Annotated in this window: 14 protein-coding genes; 1 reads left to right on the top strand and 13 read right to left on the bottom strand. The window is 58.2% G+C overall.

Features of this window, described 5'->3' with window-relative positions; all coding sequences use genetic code 11:
• Positions 1-568: 568 nt before the first annotated feature.
• The 5 genes from NNJEOMEG_RS08705 to NNJEOMEG_RS08685 all read right to left on the bottom strand — a co-directional run bounded on the left by NNJEOMEG_RS08705 (position 569) and on the right by NNJEOMEG_RS08685 (position 6330).
• On the bottom strand, positions 569-1318 hold the full coding sequence (locus tag NNJEOMEG_RS08705) for a polysaccharide deacetylase family protein (protein WP_173083447.1): 750 nt from the start codon (positions 1316-1318) through the stop codon (positions 569-571).
• A gap of 131 nt (positions 1319-1449) precedes the next feature.
• Positions 1450-2691, bottom strand: coding sequence for a glycosyltransferase (locus NNJEOMEG_RS08700; RefSeq protein ID WP_173083445.1), 1242 nt, complete (start codon positions 2689-2691; stop codon positions 1450-1452).
• A complete protein-coding gene (locus tag NNJEOMEG_RS08695; protein ID WP_235956899.1) occupies positions 2688-3848 on the bottom strand; it encodes a glycosyltransferase family 4 protein in 1161 nt (386 codons plus the stop codon). Before NNJEOMEG_RS08695 ends, NNJEOMEG_RS08700 begins: the two co-directional genes overlap by 4 nt.
• The gene (locus NNJEOMEG_RS08690; protein WP_173083443.1) at positions 3845-5053 is read right to left on the bottom strand and encodes a glycosyltransferase family 4 protein; all 1209 of its coding nucleotides are present in this window, start codon (positions 5051-5053) and stop codon (positions 3845-3847) included. Before NNJEOMEG_RS08690 ends, NNJEOMEG_RS08695 begins: the two co-directional genes overlap by 4 nt.
• Positions 5050-6330, bottom strand: coding sequence for an O-antigen ligase family protein (locus tag NNJEOMEG_RS08685; protein WP_173083441.1), 1281 nt, complete (start codon positions 6328-6330; stop codon positions 5050-5052). Before NNJEOMEG_RS08685 ends, NNJEOMEG_RS08690 begins: the two co-directional genes overlap by 4 nt.
• 300 nt (positions 6331-6630) lie before the next feature.
• On the opposite strand from NNJEOMEG_RS08685, the gene NNJEOMEG_RS08680 reads away from it, so the two are divergent.
• Positions 6631-7473, top strand: coding sequence for an acyltransferase family protein (locus NNJEOMEG_RS08680; RefSeq protein ID WP_173083439.1), 843 nt, complete (start codon positions 6631-6633; stop codon positions 7471-7473).
• Between the two features lie 42 nt (positions 7474-7515).
• Here NNJEOMEG_RS08680 and prsR read toward each other — a convergent pair whose 3' ends face one another.
• From prsR to NNJEOMEG_RS08640, 8 genes are read right to left on the bottom strand one after another with little or no spacing between them, the layout of a single operon-like run.
• Complete coding sequence (gene prsR, locus NNJEOMEG_RS08675; protein ID WP_173083437.1) at positions 7516-8889, bottom strand: PEP-CTERM-box response regulator transcription factor; 1374 nt, start codon at positions 8887-8889, stop codon at positions 7516-7518.
• Positions 8886-10958 (bottom strand): XrtA/PEP-CTERM system histidine kinase PrsK, encoded by a 2073-nt coding sequence (prsK, locus tag NNJEOMEG_RS08670; protein ID WP_173083435.1) that lies wholly within the window; start codon positions 10956-10958, stop codon positions 8886-8888. The genes prsR and prsK overlap by 4 nt, the downstream gene beginning before the upstream one ends.
• A gap of 22 nt (positions 10959-10980) precedes the next feature.
• Positions 10981-11616, bottom strand: a complete 636-nt coding sequence (locus tag NNJEOMEG_RS08665) for an exosortase C-terminal domain/associated protein EpsI (RefSeq protein WP_235956912.1) — start codon at positions 11614-11616, stop codon at positions 10981-10983.
• A complete protein-coding gene (locus NNJEOMEG_RS08660; protein WP_173083431.1) occupies positions 11616-12491 on the bottom strand; it encodes an exosortase/archaeosortase family protein in 876 nt (291 codons plus the stop codon). Before NNJEOMEG_RS08660 ends, NNJEOMEG_RS08665 begins: the two co-directional genes overlap by 1 nt.
• Before the next feature lie 23 nt (positions 12492-12514).
• The gene (locus NNJEOMEG_RS08655; protein WP_173083429.1) at positions 12515-13741 is read right to left on the bottom strand and encodes a transporter; all 1227 of its coding nucleotides are present in this window, start codon (positions 13739-13741) and stop codon (positions 12515-12517) included.
• Positions 13738-15090 (bottom strand): XrtA/PEP-CTERM system-associated ATPase, encoded by a 1353-nt coding sequence (locus tag NNJEOMEG_RS08650; RefSeq protein ID WP_173083427.1) that lies wholly within the window; start codon positions 15088-15090, stop codon positions 13738-13740. Before NNJEOMEG_RS08650 ends, NNJEOMEG_RS08655 begins: the two co-directional genes overlap by 4 nt.
• A complete protein-coding gene (locus NNJEOMEG_RS08645; RefSeq protein WP_173083425.1) occupies positions 15087-15902 on the bottom strand; it encodes an XrtA-associated tyrosine autokinase in 816 nt (271 codons plus the stop codon). The genes NNJEOMEG_RS08650 and NNJEOMEG_RS08645 overlap by 4 nt, the downstream gene beginning before the upstream one ends.
• 18 nt (positions 15903-15920) lie before the next feature.
• Positions 15921-17414, bottom strand: a complete 1494-nt coding sequence (locus NNJEOMEG_RS08640) for an XrtA system polysaccharide chain length determinant (protein ID WP_173083423.1) — start codon at positions 17412-17414, stop codon at positions 15921-15923.
• Positions 17415-17425: the final 11 nt, after the last annotated feature.

Here is a 17425-nt window from a genome sequence, read left to right as displayed (position 1 = left end):
TGCCGTGCTGGCAATTCTGCGTCCCAGATCTACGGTAAAAAAATTAATGTCCATATGTTGCGCTTCAGTTCAACTCTTCGAGTCGTCCTTCTCTCATTCCTTCGCTGGATCGCAATGCCACGTGGAAGTCGGAATGTATCATTTAGGGCGCAGGTGGTGTTTTGTATGAAACGGTGGCGAGAATCACGGTTGACAATGTTATGGAAGCGGGCCCCGATATAGCCCGTGGCCCAGGCCGGGGGGGGGTGCTGTTTGGCCGCCTCTTCGTGGTGGTTTGTGCTTCACTTTGTTCTATGGGTGAAAGTCGAGAGAATTCGTCACGTGACATGGTAAGAGATGATACTGTTGTAGATTGTCCAGACTTAGCAACAGTTAAGATTTGAACATAATATTTGGTTTGGCAAGGCGATTGAGAAGTCGTGTTGTATTTCATGGCTGTAAATTATTGTGGTCACATTGGACTGGCTGCGGCCTCGTGCAAACCGATTAGTCTTAGTGTAAGACTTGCGATCGTTTGTCGAGAATGTACGCGCTGTTACGTTGTGTTGGCGTTGCTATGTTTCGCGCATTAAGCTTTGTGCGCAGGTGCGATGCTCAGCAACGACTTGATAATACATTTAAATTTTCGCAACATTGCAAGCTGTACAAGCCCTTTGTTACTTAGCATGCCTGGCAGCTTGCTGGCAGCAACGTGGCTTTTCGGACATATTCTTCCAAGGTATGATGTGCCCTCGACATCAATCTGCTTCGTAGTTATTTCAGAAGTAAAAATGTAGTCGTAGCCGAGGTTTGCAATGTTCACATATGTTGAACTGTCAATGTCGCCTCCCGGTATGGATCCCGTAATGCATCGTTCGCCAGTAATGTCTTCGAGGATGTGCTTGCTGGTCATGAACTCGTCTTTCTGTCGCTCAGCAGTCAGTCTACAGAATGGATGTGGATGAGTGTGGGAGTGCGAGCCTATAATATGTCCCCTTGCCAAGAGATTCCGGATGCCGGATTTGTCTATAAAGTACGGTGCACCGATTCGATTCGTGGTAATGAAAAAATGGCCTCTAATTTCAAAGCGTTCGAGAAAGTCTGCTGCATGCAGGAATGAAAGCCCTCCGTCGTCAAAGGTAAATAGCATTCTGTTCTCAGGGCTTGCTGGGTCAAGATCGTTTATGGTGCATGCTTTGATGTTTAGAGAGGTAAGCGTGTGCAGGTATTGCTCGAATTGTTGGGTTGAGTGTTTGTATGGATGTGCGGCCTTGTTTTGGAAGCCGCTTCTTGTGTAGGCGTCCACAACGTCGTGAAACATTATGTTGTAGGTGTTCATTGTGTGGTTTCCTCTGTGAGTTGCTCGCGTTTTGTGTTCAGTTGCTGTTTGAATTGGTCGTATATCGTGCCACGGCTGATTGTCAGGTGCATTGATTGCTTGGTGTTCTTGTATAAATCTTGCCATAGAATTCACATGTTGCGCTTGTTTTGTTGTTGCAATATGTCCAGGGCGTTGTTCATTTTGTTTATTATGGCTGGCCATGCGTAGTTTGTTGACGCCAAAGTCTTTGCTTTCGCGCCAAGTGATTCTCGAATGTCTCTGTTGTTCATAAGTTTTAGGCATGCTGCAGCCATGCTTTCTGGTGTGTCTCTGATGAGCAAGTGTTTCCCGTCTTCACAAGAAATGCCTTCGCAGCCAAGCGTCGTTGAAAGTACGGCTTTGCCCATGGAGAAAGCTTCCAGTATTTTTAGCCGAGTGCCGCCTCCAAACCTGAGCGGTACGACCACAACAGAGCTGCTTCGCAGATACGGCCGAACGTCAGAAACGGTTCCCGTGACGTATACGCCTCTTTCGGGGGCATGCAGTCGCTTTACAGAGGGCATAGGGTTACGTCCAACGATATGCAGCCTACTCTGGGTACGCGCAGTTTTGATCATTGGAAAAACACACTGCACGAACCACTCCATTCCATCAGCATTGGGGAGCCAGTCCATGGATCCGACAAACACTAGGTCGTCGGGATTGACGTCCTCCGGTCGGCCCTGGGTGTAATATGTCTCGTCAACTCCGTTTTCGATCACTGCGGTATTGGCTTTGCCGGTAGTCATCATCGTTATAATGTCTGCGTCTTCGCGTGATACAGAAAGGACAAGGTCGCACAAACTGTAGGCCTGAGCTTCAAAGCGGCGCATGGTGTACGCGTTTACGGTGAGAGCGACTTTGCGTGGCAGTGAGGTCTGCACATCCCGAAGGCGTTCTGCGATCTGGCATTCCACATTGTGAGAGTTCATTGTCAGTAGCGTACTTCGACGCTGGCCATGTCTTGGATGCAGTATGTCGGCAATCTGCATGTTCTCGATGTGAGCTAGGATCGGCTCCTTGGACAGCATCTCGTGGTATTTCCTGGTAAACTCACGTGTTGTATACTTCAGAGCTGTGGCGGGCAGGCCTCGGATGGATGCACGAAGGAACAGGCTTGGCGAGACGGGATTGTTTAGTGCATGATTTTCAACCTGGACGACACTTGTTACTCCTATGTCGCGGACAGCATCAAGCCATTCATTTTTAATGATTGGATCACTGTATGTAAGTATGCTTATGTTGTATCGTTGAGCTAGGCCTGCTAGTACGTGCCAAGAACGTATTTTTGCGCCAGTATCTAGAGGATATGGAGGTCTAGCTGTAACATAAAGAGCTTTTTGCCGTTTCATATTGATATGTCCTTACTGCGAACGTCTAGCGAGCGATCTAGGATTGAGCAGATGCGTTCAACGCAAGAATCAGGATGGAAGAGTTCCCTGTCCTTTATGCATGCCTCGCGCATGCCATCAAGTCGATCAGTGTCGGTAAGGAGTTCCAGGGAAGCGTCAGCAAGGGACTCGGGAGTTGGTTGATTCAATACAATGCCGGTCCTGCCGTGATGGATGATCTCGGGGATTCCGGCCGAGTCCGAGGCCACAGCTGGCAATCCGCAGGCAATCGCTTCCTTGAGGACATTGGGGAAGGCATCGTGTCTGGCCGGATGTAGGATCAATGAACTGTTGAGAAACAGTTTGACCAGCGACTCGTGGGGGACCATCCCGAGATTCCTTGCGCCTTCGGGCAATGAGACGTTGACCGCCCCCCCCACCAGTACGAGTTCCAATTCCGGCTTGGAGCGGCGCATGATCTGGAAGCCCTTCAAGACGATGTCTCCGCCCTTGCGAAGAAAATCAGTGCTGGCAAAGACTATGCGGCCAGGTCTGGGAGACCGCGCCGCCGCTTCCTCGGGGTAGACGATCTTGCAGGCAGTGGGGGCGACGTGCACCTTGCACTCGTCTATTCCATAGTCATGTATCATGGAACGTTTGGCCGCCTCACTATATGTCAGGATCAGGTCGCGTGATTCCAGGGCGTTGCGCTCAAGTTCCATCCAGCGATCCCTCATGTGATGGAATTCAGGCGGAAGCCAAGCTCGCCAACCACGCTCCACCATTGCTACCGTCTGGTCGTGGTAGGATGCGTGCAATGCGTCCGTCCTGCACACTGGGCCGAACAGGCAGCCGATCTGAAGCACGGCGTCGACAGGACCGTTGAGCCGGTTCAAGGCGCGTTGGAAGCGGGTTGTGCGTTTTTGAAAGGAGGCTGGCCTTTTGGATTCCCATTCCAATTCGTGGTGGTAGGCTTCCCTCCAATGCAAAGGGTTGGTCAGCAGCGCCCGTGAAAGGCTGGAAAGTCGCCTGGAGGTCTGCACATTGGCGCCGTCGGCGTTGAGCAAGCGCATTTTGAATCGCCGACCTAGCCCTTCGTAAAGCCAGTTTTTGCTGGTGCCTACAGTGGCGTCCGGGCTTGCCCATTGATCGAGTACGAGCAGGGATCGCATCGTCATCCCTGCTCCTTGAGCCTGAAAGTAGGGCGTAACTGATGATAGAAACTGAAGTGTCGCCTCGCCCATCGGCCGGGATCGAAGGCGTGGCGTGTGTGTTCGAATGCCATGCGGCCGTGCTCCTCGCGCAAGTTCTGGTCGCACAGGTAGGAGACGCTCGCCCGAGTTAGTGCTGCGAGATCGTTCACGGGGTAGAGCGTCCCGTCCAGGCCGTCACGCACGACGTCCACGTTGCCTCCTACGGCCGGGGCGATCACGGGTAATCCATGGGCTCGCGCCTCAAGAAGGCACATGGGCGTTCCTTCCCATGTCGAGGTTTGGATAAGGAGATCGGCCGCACGGTAGAGCCTGTCCATGTCCGTCACGAAGCCTGCGAAGTGTACGTTGTTGCGGATGTCTAGACGGTCGGTTTCCGCCTCGAGTTCAGCCCGTAGCGGTCCCTCGCCTGCGATGAGGAACATTGCCTCCGGGCCCTCATATTTCATCCCAGACAAACATTTAATAAGTTGAAGGAACAGGTGAAAATTTTTTTGCGGGCAGAGTCTGCCGATGTTGATAACCAAGGGGCGGGTTTGGTCGAACCCGAGCGTCCGCGCCAGCGAGGTCCGGGCGTCGGTGTGGCCCTCCCGGGCAGACTCGAAGCCGCCCAGAGGCACATCAATGGCATTCACGATGACCATGTGCGGCCTGGACTTGCGTTTGGGCAGCGTACGCTCAAGCACTTCCCGGGAGCAGCCCACCACCCCGTCAGCAAAGTGGAGCCCGATGCGCTGGAAAGCCTTGATGAGCGTCGCTCCGAAGCCGAAAGGGAGTTCGATGCCGTGGAGGGTGTATACAACCGGTCCGGAGAAGCGACCTGTAAACTTCAATAACAAGGCATAGAACAGCGATTTGTAGCAATGACAATGCAAAATGGACGCATCATATTCAAGCAAGGCTTCATATAGCTGGCTAACGAGGGAAAATGAAAAGCGCTTATGTGTTTGAAAAAAACGGCACAAACTAACAGTGTCCCCCAAGGCGTTAAACAGGTTCGAATTGCGCTTGGATCCGTTGCGTGTCTCCACCACAATGTACAGCATGCTGAACACGCCCTCCTGGCGCATGGCTCGGCACAGCCAGGAGGCAGCCTTTTCGCGCCCTCCGAAATCTCCAGAGAAGCTTAGGTGGACCACATGCGCCTTGAACTCCCCTTGGTTTGCAGTCATGGCCGCTCCTGGGGCGTTCGTTTCTCGGACTTTAGGGGGGGGGTGGTGCGCCAAGTGATGGGGACGCCCTCGAAGAGTAAACGTTCGCGCATCATGGCAATGCCAAGGAAGAAGTAAAGGACGAAGTGGTATGCCCAGGACAAAAACATCCCGCCCACCACAAAGGCGACCAGGGATAATCGGATGCCCCTTCCGATCCAGTCCTCTGGGGAAACGGGCCTAGCCAGCCGGAACGCGGAGAGCAGCATGCCAAGGAAGGCGAGAAGTCCCGGCACGCCCAATTCAGCGCCGATCTCGATGAAGCTGTTGTGGGCCTCGCTCCACTTGCCTCCTTCGTGGGAGGCTCCTTCCGCATAGCGGAATGTTTTGAGGCCGACGCCCAGCACAGGATGTTCGATGATCATGTTTAGGCCGCGCTCCCAGATCGCAATTCTTCCACTGCTGCTATTAGTGTTGTAGTCATTTTGAACGTCCGTAATTGTGCCGAGTCTGCCAAGATTGTCTGCGTTTGGAAAAACGACAAAGACTGCAAGCACGAAAAATACAAGTAGGCGTGTCACAAAGGATTTCTTGCCGTGAAACAACGATTCTGCCATTATCGCGGCGAATAGCGCAGCAAATCCTCCGCGAGATTGAGAAAGATAAACTGAGACAAATGCCATTATGACGCTCGTATACGTCATTAAGCGTTGCAGAGATGTGAAGTGATGCCTTCCTGGGTATAGGAATGCTGCAATGATTGTCATGAGTAGCGAGAAGTCGTTGGGGTCGTACGTGTATATAGCTGTTGCGCGTCCGTCTATGTAGCGAGGCATGAAGATAATTATTAGTGATAGGCAGGCCATTGATGTAATGACAGCTGAAACGACAGGGTTCAGGTCAGCGAATGAGTCGACAGTCGAGTTGAGTCCGAGAATGTAGATGGCGTTGATTTGCAGGAATATTTCGATGAAATAAGCAAGGGAATTGCTGTTGTATATGCTGAATGGTATGCCGATGCCTGATATGATGATGATGAAGAAGTAGTATTTGAATGTCTTGGAGTGGAACAGTTTTCCTAGCCGAATTTGTTTGAAGCCACCGTTTGTGATGATAAGGGATGCCGCCAGTAGACAGGACAACAGGGTGAGTCGCAATGGCCAAAGAAATTGAATGGACTCCTGTACCCGTCCAAGGAGAAAGAAGGATATCAGAAAGATGACCCATCCGCCCTTGGTCCATCCTTCTTTCCGGGGCACGGGTACGCCGTTGATGCTTCGAACTATCAGGTCGGCCATGCGTTCATGCTGGAAGTTGGTTTCTCGGCTTGCGCGACTGTTGGAGCGGTGGTCCGGTGCGTATCCAGTGTGATTTTTTGGGGTCATGGCTCACCACCTTTGTCGGCATCTGCTTGATGGGTGTCGCCGGTAGGCATGCTTGTTTTGTTGCCGTCAAGCATGATGGAGCCAGTTCTTTGGAGCATGTGCAATAAGTTGCTATTTGTCATGGCCGGTATGGTCGCTGCGGCGCTTGACAATGAGGGCTGTGGGGGGTAGCGAAAGTCCATATGACACTTTTAACGACAATGATACTGTACAATGTATAAGATAGCCGTCGGCGAATTGGTGTCGACATGTAGTGCGTTGTTCAGGGTTCTGGCGACAATCTATATTTTTGTTTTCCACTGTAATAGTCTTTATGGTTTGAGTAATTTCGGGCTTGTCGATTATGCGTTTATCGTATTCATGTTTGTGTCGGGCTATTATGCCGTGGCGGCCAATGTTGGTGCGAATGAATGGCTTGTTAGGCGGCTGAAGCGTATATTCATACCGTATTGGATTGTGACGCCTGCTGTTCTCTTGTTTAATCATGTCTTTAGTTATAAGGATGTCGGCCTGTTTGAGAGTGTTGTCTTGTTGTTGGGGGGGAACTTTTTCCTGAGCCACAGGTTGTATGTTGTTACATGGTTTGTTTCGGTGATCGTTGTTTTTTATGTTTACACGTATGTAGTTGTAAAATTTGCAAGTGTTTTGACGAGGGCCGTTTTTGCTGTTGTCTCGTTGTTCATCTTTTTGTCCCTGAATGTGCCTGCGTATCTTTTTGTTTCTTATAATGTCGGGATGCTTGTGAGTGTTGCTTTCAGGAAGTTTGATGTTGTTGGTGTCATGGTTAGCGTAAGTGGGCCTGTGTTTAACTTGTTCCGTGGCTTTGGCGTTGTTTTCAATGAGGCACAGGGCGTGTCCTATGAGTTTTTCCTTGTTCACGGAGGTGTCTTGCTGTTGTTTTGTAAGGTGCTGCATTTTGGATATGTTCAGGCGTTCCTGGTGTCGTTTTGTGTGTCTGTTGTTTTTTCGTATGCCGTAAGGTACGTTGCGAGTTGTGTTGAAGGTGCTGCGCGTAATGCTTGTCGTGGCGTTCTGACGATCAGGCGTCGCATTTGACGCGCGTACGTTTCGTATCTCATCCTCTCGTTGTCGTAAGCGTCATGTCTCGATGCTGTGCTTCCTCAGCAGGTCATACATCGTCGGCCTGCTGATCCCCAGGGCCTCAGAGGCCTTCAGGATGTTCCCGCCGCTGCGCTTGAGCGCATCCTCCACGAGGCGCTTCTCCAGGATGCTCCGGGCTTCTTTCAGGGTCGTGCCGCCCGGGGTGCCCGGTTCCGTCGTACGCGGCGCCTCCAGTGATTGAAGTTCCAGATCCTCCGCGGTGATGAAGGCGCCCGGGGCCATCACCATGGCCCGGCGCACGCGGTTTTCCAGCTCGCGGACGTTTCCCGGCCAGGAGTGCGCCTTGAGCCGCTCCAGGGCCTCCCCGGTGAAGCCGCGCAACTGTTTCGCCAGTTCTCTCGAATGCTTCGCCAGGAAATGCTCCGCCAGCAGCACCACGTCGTCCCCGCGCTGCCTCAGGGGGGGGAGCTTCAGCGTGACCACCCCGATGCGGTAGAAGAGGTCCTCCCGGAAAGCCCCGGACTTCATGGCCGTCTGGATGTCCACGTTGGTGGCGGCGAGGACGCGCACATCCACCTGGATGCTCTTGCGTCCGCCCACACGCTGGAAGACTTGCTCCTGGAGGAAGCGCAGGAGCTTCACCTGGAGGTTCACGGGGAGTTCGCCGATCTCGTCCAGGAACAGGACGCCCCGGTGGGCGAACTCCACCTTGCCCTGGACCGTGGCCACCGCGCCCGTGAAAGCGCCCCGCTCGTGGCCGAAAAATTCCGATTCGATGAGGTTCTCCGGCAGCGCCCCGCAGTTGATCGAGACCATGGGGCCCCGCGCGCGCGAGGAAAGGGCGTGCAGGGCCCTGGCCGCCAGTTCCTTTCCGGTGCCGGATTCCCCCTGGATGAGCACGGGCACGTCGGACTGAGCCACGCGGCGGATTTGCGCCAGAAGGTCTCTGATGGCGGGCGACCGTCCGATGATGCCCTCCTGCCCCGCGTCGCTGGCCTGGGCCGACTGGTCAGCGTTGTCCTGGCGCAACTCGTGAAGCTGGAAGGCTCTGCGCACCATGACCTTGAGCTCGTCGAGGTTGATGGGCTTGAGGAAGAAATCGTGCGCGCCCATCTCCACCGCCCGGCGGGCGTAGTCCCTGGAATCGAAGCCTGTGATCACGATGATCCGGGCGGCGTTGTTCCTGGCCCGCATGCTCTCCAGGCAATGGAACCCCTGGGTGGAGTCTTCCGTGTTGGGAGGCAGGCCCAGGTCCAGGGTCACCACTTGGGGGGAGTGTGCCTGGAACGCGGCAAGGGCTTCCTCGGCGTTCTTGGCGAAGCTGAGTTCGTATGGCTCCGAGGAGAGTCCCCACTTGAGCTGCTGGCGGATGTCCTCGTTGTCGTCGACGATGAGCAGTTTCTGTTTCATGCCGCGTCCGCCTGGGGCATGGACGTGACGTCGGGAAAACGCACGGTGAATCGGGCGCCCTGTCCTGGTGCGCTCAGAACGTCGATGCGGCCGCCATGGGCCTCCACGATGTGCTTGCTCTGGTACAAACCGATCCCCATTCCCTTGGGCTTGCTGGTTTTGAAGGGTTCGTAAAGCTCGTTGCGGATGAACTCCTCGCTCATGCCCACGCCGTTGTCCGTAACGGCGAGATACGGACCGCCGTTGCACCCCGTCTCGATGAGAACTTCAGAGGCTTCGGGGCTCGCTTCGACGGCGTTGATCACGAGGTTGGCGATGACCTTGCGCATCTGTGTCGGGTCCACGGTGGCCGGAGTGCTCTCCCCCGCGAAGCGCACGTTGCCCAGGGGCAGCTGTTTGATCGAATCGCGCGCCAGTTCGGCCAGGTCCACGCGGGCGAAGCGCATGGTCTCGCGGGTGGGGAGCTGCTTGATCTGCGCGATGAGGCGGTGCATGCGGCTCACGGTGTTGTCCAGGCTGCCCAGCATGTCCTTCTGGAATTCCTCGTTGCCGATGTAGCGCTTGGCGTTTTCCAGGATCAAAGAAAGGGTGTAGACGAGATTCTTCAGGTCGTGGGCGATGAACGTGGAGACCTTGCCCATCACCTCCATGTCCCTGGCCTTGGCGAGCTGGTCGGCCAGGCGCAAGTTGTGGATGGAGGCCTGGGCCTGGTTGGCCAGGGCCTCCATGAGGTCGAAGTCCTCCCTGTCCCAGGACTCGCCCTTGTTGATCTGTCGGCAGAGCATGATCACGCCGTCCAGGGAATCGCCCAGGAACACGGGGACGGCGAAGGCCGCCTTGAGTTCGGAGAGTCCCGCCGCCAGGGGGTCGGCGTTGCCGGGGCCGTCGAGGCGCAGATCCAGGGGCTTTTTCCGGGCGTCCAGCGTGGCGCACACGCCATCTCCCGAGGCGAGACGCCAGGATGGAGCGTCGAGCTCCAGCAGCCCCTCGGGGGAGAATTCGCCCGTGTCCGCCTCGCGAAGCCAGAGGATTCCCCCTCCCATGCCGAAGGTGTCGCAGAAGCCGAGCAGGACCGCACGGTAGAGGCTCTCCCGGCTGTTGGACGCGGTAAGCCGCCGCGTGAACGCCAGCCATTGGGCCCGGTAATCGTATTTGTCCGCGGGGAAATATTCCCGGAAGATCTGCAACGCCTTGCGTCGGAACGACTCGGAGATCAGTACGACGATCAGGCACACCCCGGATGCGCCGCCGATGGCCAGCAGGAAGATGCGGTCTATGCCCCCGCCCAGGAACTGCATCGCGAGCCCGATGCAGCCGAGCCCGAGAAGATAGACGCCGGCGGCGAACAGGACGATGGAGCGCTGGGCCTGGCGACAGGTCATGGAGATGGAGACGTCCTGGCCCTTGCGCCGCAGGGAGTGCCAGATGAGCCCGACTCCGGACAAGAGCCCCAGTTGCCTGGCGGGGATCAGTGAGTAGTCCAGGGACCTGTAGAGCAGGCCCAGGCTGATGATGAACGCCTGGGACGCCAGGATGGAGATCACGCCCACGATGAAATACTTGATCTGCCAGCGCTTGCCGTGGACCGCGCCCGCAAGGGTCGATTCCAGTTGGAACATGCCCACGATCAGCACGGACAAGGTCCCGGCCTCGAACGAGAACCCGAGCCAGCTCAGGTGGCTGCGGTGGCGGTCCCACGCCTGGTCCATGTCGAACACCGCATCCGGGGGAAGCAGAAGCAGGGCGCCGTAGAGGAGCATGGCCAGCAAGGCCCAGCGTTTGAGGGGGGTGTTGCGGGCGCAGTGCTGCTCGCTCCGGGAGAAGTCCAGGCAGAAGATCAGCCAGGCGAGCGCCGCCAGTCCGCCCAGCGTCATGGAGGCCTGGGCCAGGCGGAGGGACGCTGACGCCTGTGCCAGGAGCATGCTGTCCAGGGCCTCGAGGGCCGCGCAGAGCAAGAGGGCCGCTACCCCTGTCCGCAGCCCCGGGGCGTTGCCGCGCAGGAAGAACATCCGCAGCGCCAGGGCCGCGGAAGCGAGCACGCTCAGGACGAGGATGGTTGTCTGGATCATGCTGCGTGCTCTCGCTTGTCCGTCAGGAGGGTAGGTGCCACCTGAGGCTCTGCCATGCATCCCCGAGGAAGCGCCTCGCCTGCTGGAAGGCGGCGTCCAGGGAGTCGCCCCTGGTGGTCACCCCGATGCGCACGAACGCCGCGTCCCGTCTGCCGCGGAAGATGGAGTTCTCCACCTCCTTGAGCTTGAAGGCGTATTCGTTGGTCACCTCGACTCCGCCTGCCTCGAACCAGTAGAGCATGACCTCCGTGGTCTCGCCGTGTTTGTAGACGGCCTCCACCAGGGGGATGCTCGATCCGTCCGGAAGTGGCAGGGAGGTCTTGCGGGACGAGACCTCGTACCAGCCGCCGCCCGGCAGGCAGTTCTTGGGGGAGTGGATCTGCCCGGCGTTGCGGGTTCCGTCGTGGTAGCCGATGTAGAGGTGCACGGCGTCCCCGTTGTTCGTCGTGTAGACCCTGTAGAGGTAGTCGGTCGGCCGCAGGACCTTGAGCAGCTCCGGAGAGAACGTTTCCTCGCGGGCAAGACGCCACTGCGCCAGGGAAGCGGGGAAGTCCTCCAACGGAACGGGGAGGTAGGTCGGCACGGTGGTGTGCAGTCCCATGAAGAGGCCGGCCGCCCCCACCAGCAGGATGGACAGGACGTAGCGATGGATGCGCATCACGAGTCGAACCTCCTCAGGACGAGATGCGCGGCGAAGAGCAGCGCCAGCGCCGTGATGAAGATCACCATGCCAGCGAATTCATGGAAGAAGCCCTCGGCGGCCGCTGCTCCGAAATATTGCGAGAGCACCCCTGTCGCCACCACGCGTCCGATGTTGGTGATCACGGCGATGGGCAGGGCGAGCAGGGCCAGAATCCAGCGGGTCACGGCTGACTTCTGGAAAAGCAGGGCGAAAGCCACCGCCAGGGCGAGCAGGGAGGTCAGGGAGCGCAGCCCGCTGCAGGCGTTGACGACCTCCAGGGTGATGTTGGGAAAGAGCATCACGTTCCCCTCCCGCAGGACGAGAACGCCCAGGCTCTTCATGATCCACACCGAGACCATCGTGACGAACCCCCTGAGCGGCATGGCCAGGGCGTCGTAGACCACCGCCGGGACGGGGATCATGAGCAGCAGGTAGAGCAGGGGGCCGCCCAGCAGGCGCATGACCTCCCAGCCGTACCAGTAGAGCACGGTGCCGTAGAGGATCACCACCAGGGATGCGCGCATGGTGAAGAACTCCGTGGAGACCCATCCGGCCAGGAGCATCACCACCCCCAGGACCGAAATCCACAGCCCCCAGGCGCAGGGGGTCACCTGGGCCGTGGCCAGCCGGTCCCGCCGGGTGGCGATGAGGTAAAGGCTTACCAGGGGGACGAGAAACCCGTGGGAATTGTTCTCGTCGTCTGCCCAGACACGGACCATGGCGGCCACGATGTCCTGGAACACCAACCCCAGGATCAGGAGAAGCGCCAGGAGCCAAGGCCAGGAGCGCCGCAGCGCGTCCTGCAGGGCAAGGGGCGGTTCGCCTCGGGAGATCGTCCCGACATGTTCCATGTGCAGACTCCAGCCTCTGGCGGTCAGAATTGCTTTTTCAGGCGCAGGCCGACGATGTTCACGGTGTAGTTGTTGCTGCTGCTGGCGGAAGAATCGGAAAACTTGAACTTGCAGTAGCCTTCCAGGGAAAAGTCGTGTCCCAAATCGTAGGTCCCCGAGAGGTCGGCGTACCAGCGCGTCAGGGATCCGCTGTCCGTCGTGCTGAGTTCGCGCGTTCCGGAGGCCTTCAGTTTCAACCTCGGGGTGAGCTCGTAGGAAGCCGAGAGCCCAAGGGAGACCTGTTCGGAGTTTTGGGTCCCCTTCCCGCTCAGAGTCGAATAGCTGGCCTTGGCCTGGAGGGTGAGGCGATCCTCCGTCCAGGCCAAGGAAGCGCCTGCGGAGTTCTGCCGGGACGTGTAGCGCGACGAGGGGTTCTCCACATATTTCGAACTGGTGTCCGCCGTAAGCTGGAGCTTCTTGAAGGAATGGACCAGCCTGGCGTCCCAGTAGATGTCGGTGGTGAAGTCGCCCTGGTCGTAGCGCGTGAACCTGGGCCCGACCTTGATCTGGATGCTTCCGTCCTGGCTGTAGGTCCAGAGGAAGCCCCCGCCAAGGACCACGCGTTCGAACCAGCCGGTCTGGGAGTCCTGCCTGCCGCCGTCTCCTTCGAGGATCAGGCTCAGATTGGGGGTCAACTCGTAGTTGGACAGGGCGAAGACGTTGCAGCCCTGCTTGTTCCGCTCCGGCTGGTTGTAGATGATGGCTGTGTACTGGAACCCCGCCTTCAGCGAGAGCCGGTCCGTCAGCCTGGGCGTGACATAGATCCTTCCCGTGACGGTGTTCTGATTTACCTGGTTGCGTGTGGAGTCGGTGGGGTTGGTCTCGCCGCGCGCGAGGTTGCTGAACACCTGCTGGAACTGGCCTTCGCCCTCCAGGAACAGGAATTCCTTGATGATGTTTCCCGTCCCCTTCACCTGGGCCGTGCCCTTGAATTCGTCCGCGCGATTGCCCAGGGCGTAGATGTTGTAGGTTCCGTCGATCTTGGCGCTGGCAGTAAGATATGTGGACTCAAGATTGGCGGAACCGACAGCAGAGATGACGCTGGAAAAGTCATGCTGCGCCTTGGGCTTCTCGTTGACGTTGCTGTTGTATTCCTCCCCGGCGCCAAGCCTCAATTCATGCTTCAGCGTGGAGCAAAGCGCATCCGGAGGCATGATGAACGAACAGGCCATCAAGGAGGCGAGCAGCAGGAGCGGGAAGGAGCTTTTCATGACGCCTTCAGAAGAAATCTGCGCATCCAGCCCCCCTTGGCGGGGCGGGGCGCGTTGTCGTCGAGCGCGAGCCTGGGATGTTCCGCGGGGTGTGGCGGCTGGACCAGGGGGGCTTCGAGTGGCGTGAGGTCCTCCCGCTCGTGTTCCCGCCGCGCCGTGTCCTCCGGGGAGGGCAGTGGAGCACAGACGGCCGAGGGCTCCATGCGCTCCGAGATGTCGTGCACCTCGCGGGAGAGCCTCCCCACGGCGTTCCACATCTCGTCCAAACGGGAGTTCAAGGTTTCCTGCAGCCCGCTCAGCTTGCCCAGAACATCGCTCATGTCCGGCGGGGGCACGGGCTGGCTGGCCTGTTCCAGCCGCGGAAGCGCTTCCTCGATGGACCGCAGCCTGCCGTTGAGGTTCTTGAGCAGCGAGGTCATTTTGGCGGAGGCCAGGTGGGCGTGCTGGCGCTGCTGGGGCTCCTCCAGGGCCGGCGGGACGGTGGGGTGATTCCAGTACTGGTTGTCGAAGTCCAGGTCCTTTGCCACCTCGTGGACTGCCTCGGCGGTGATCTCCCGGGTCTCGTTGGCGAAGGCGTCCAGGAAGAGGTAGTCGCAGAGTATGTTGATAAGCCTCGGGACGCCGCGAGTGTAGGTCCCGATGGCCTCCAGCGAGCCCGGTTTGAAGTCCGCCGCGTTCTTGTTGCCCGCCGCTTCGAGCCTGTGCCCGATGTAGTGTCCCACTTCGGTCGGTTGCAGCGGATGGATATGGCAGCTCACCTGGATGCGCTGGCGCAGTTGGAGGAGTTCCGGCGAGGCGAGCAGCTGTTTGAGCTCCGGCTGCCCCACAAGGATGATGCGCAGGAGCTTCTGGCTGTCGCTTTCCAGGTTCGAGAGCAGCCGGACTTCTTCAAGCAGTTCCCGGTTCAGGTTCTGGGCCTCGTCCACGATGAGCACGCACTGGCGGCCCCTGGAATACTGCTCGATGAGGAAATCGTTGAGGTCGCGCAGCAGGGACGGCTTGTCCTTGCCCGCCGGATGGACCCCGAAGTCCTCCAGGATCATTTCCAGCAGTTGTCGGGCGTGGACCTTGGTGTTGAACACCTTGGCCAGCACCACGTCGGAGAGCTGGCTCTTGATGAGTCCCCGCACGAGGGTGGTCTTTCCCGCCCCCACTTCTCCGGTGAGCAGGATGAATCCGCTTTGCTGGCGGATGCCGTAGCTCAGGTAGTTGAAGGCCTTCTTGTGCCCCGCGCTCATGAACAGCATGGATGGATTGGGGACCAGTTCGAAGGGTTTGCGGTCGAACCCGAAAAACGCCCCGTAAACGTTGCTGTCGCGGCCGCCGGGAGAACCGGGGGAACGGTTCATCGTGCCGCCTCGTCGGACTGGGCGTAATAATAGTAGTGTTGGGACATGTCGCGGAAGGGGAGGTCCTTGGCTCCGTTGTAGACGATGCCCATCACCCTCTGGTCCAGGGCCAGGACGGTTTCCTCGACGTCTTGCAGGGAAGTGCCTCCCTCACGCACCACGAGCAGCGTGGAGTCGGCGATGCCGGCCAGGAAGCGCGTCTCGGCGAAGAGCTTCGCGGGCGGTGAATCGATAAGGATGAAGCGGTCGGGATAGCGGTGCTTGAGCTCCTGGAGGAGCTGGCGCATCCTGTTGGAGGAGAGCAGCTCCACGGGGTTTTCGGCCCTGCGCCCGGCCGGAAGCAGCACGAGGCGGCCCACGCTTGAGCGGATAAGCACGTCGGAGCATTCGGCCCGCCCTTCCAGGCAGTCCGTGAGGCCCACCGTGGCTTCAATGCCCAGATACTTGTGGCAGGAGGGGGCCCTCAGGTCCGCGTCCACAACGAGGACGGTGTAGTCGTATTCCTGGGCCAGGCTGATGGCCAGGTTCAGGGTGGTGACGCTCTTGCCTTCCCTGGGATTGACGCTCGTCACCAGCAGGACGTTGTTGAAGCCCTCCCGTTTGGACTCGCGGATGATGCATTCCTTGAGCTTGCGGTATTCCTCGGCGATCAGCGAGTTGGGCGAGGTGTAGGTGAAGAGCATGTGTTCCACGGGACGGATTTCCACCGCCTCTCCCGCGGGATTCGGGGGCGGGGGCGTCGGCGCGACGGCCGCGACCTGGCCCGGATGACGCAGGGCCGCCTTGTTCAACGCTTCTTCGATCCTGCTCATGCTGTGGCCCTCGACCCGTCAGTTGCTGATGAATTTGTTCACGGAGGCGACGAGGTAATTCGTGATCACCTCGCTCCGAGCGCCTAGATGCATTGTGTCCGACACGGCCAGGACCAGGATGAGCGCAAAATATCCGGCGGCGAGCGTCATGATCAGGCGATCCTTGCGCCGGACCACGCGCTCCGCCTCCATATCCTGAACGTTTGGGACCACCGCGAGAACAGGTATGGCGAGTTCCTTGAGCTCCGAAACGCCCTTGACCCCCCCCCGGATCAGGTCCATCAGGATGATCAGGCCTGCCCCGGCGACGATGCCGCCCCCCATGGAGGCAAGGATGATGAGCAGCCTGTTGGGGCTCACGGGGTTCTGGGGGAGCACGGCCGGATCCAGGATGCGGAACGTGATGGACTTGTCCTGCAGTTCCATCTGCTTGGAGACCTCGGACTGGCCGTACCGGGAGACGAGTTGCTGGTAGACCACGCTCTCGTTCTCCTTCTTGCGTACCAGTTCCGCCAATTCGGCCTTCACGCTGGGCATCTCGCGCAGGTTGTTCTTGTTGTCGGCGAGCAGCTTCTGTTGGTGCTCCTGCATGCTCTTGAGGGCTTCGATCTCTATCTCCAGCATGTGCACTGCGTCCTGCGCGGCCAGGGAACTGCGGCGTCCCGCTTCGTCGCCCCGCCCGTAGCGCAGCCGGGCAACCTCCGCCCTGGCCCTGGCCACCTTGGGATGTTCTTCGGTGTAGCGCGCGAGCATGTCCGACAGGTGGGCCTCGGCTTCGGCCAGTTTGCCGGGCTCCGGGCCGCGCTCCTTGATGATCCGGAGCTTGGCCTCCAGTTCGGCGCGCTTGATGGCGATCTCTTCCAGCTTTTTTTCCCCGGTGGCGATTTCGCCGCGCAGGAAGATGTCGTCCGTGGAGAGCAGGTAGCCCTTTTCGCTCTTGTAGCGGCTGATGGCGTCCTCGGCCGTGTCGATCCTGCGTTTGAAGATCTCGATCTGTTCCGCCAGGAACTTGGTGGCGTCCAGGGACTCCTCGCGTTTGGAGGAGGTGTTCTCGTCGATGTACTTGCGGGTGATGGTGTTCACGAAATCCTTGGCGAACACCGGGTTTACGTCGCGAAGGGTTATTCGGAACACGCCCTGCTTTTCCTGGAAGGAGATTTTTGTGCGGCTTGTGAGCTGTTGCAGGTACTCTTCGACATGTCTTTCGTGGGCGTAGGCCATGTCCTTGTTTAGCTCGGTGATGACCTTGAGCATCATGGTGCGGCTGAGCAGGGCAACGGACAGCATCTTGAGTTTTGCGTCAACAGATGGTGTTACTGCAATGCCTTTCACCAGGTCAGTGATGACGTTCTGCTCCAGGAATACGGTGCTGCTGGCCTCGTATGTTTTCGGCAATGAGTAGGCGACGATCACTCCGGCGGTCATCACGATGGCTGCTACAGCAAGAAGCAGGCGCTTCCTGCCAAGGATGAGGCCGATGTAATAGTGGTATTCGTGCAGGCTGTTGGACACGCTGTTCTCCC

Source organism: Fundidesulfovibrio magnetotacticus, assembly GCF_013019105.1.
Classification (GTDB): Bacteria; Desulfobacterota; Desulfovibrionia; order Desulfovibrionales; family Desulfovibrionaceae; genus Fundidesulfovibrio; species Fundidesulfovibrio magnetotacticus.
This window is presented reverse-complemented; position numbering and strand designations above follow the sequence as displayed.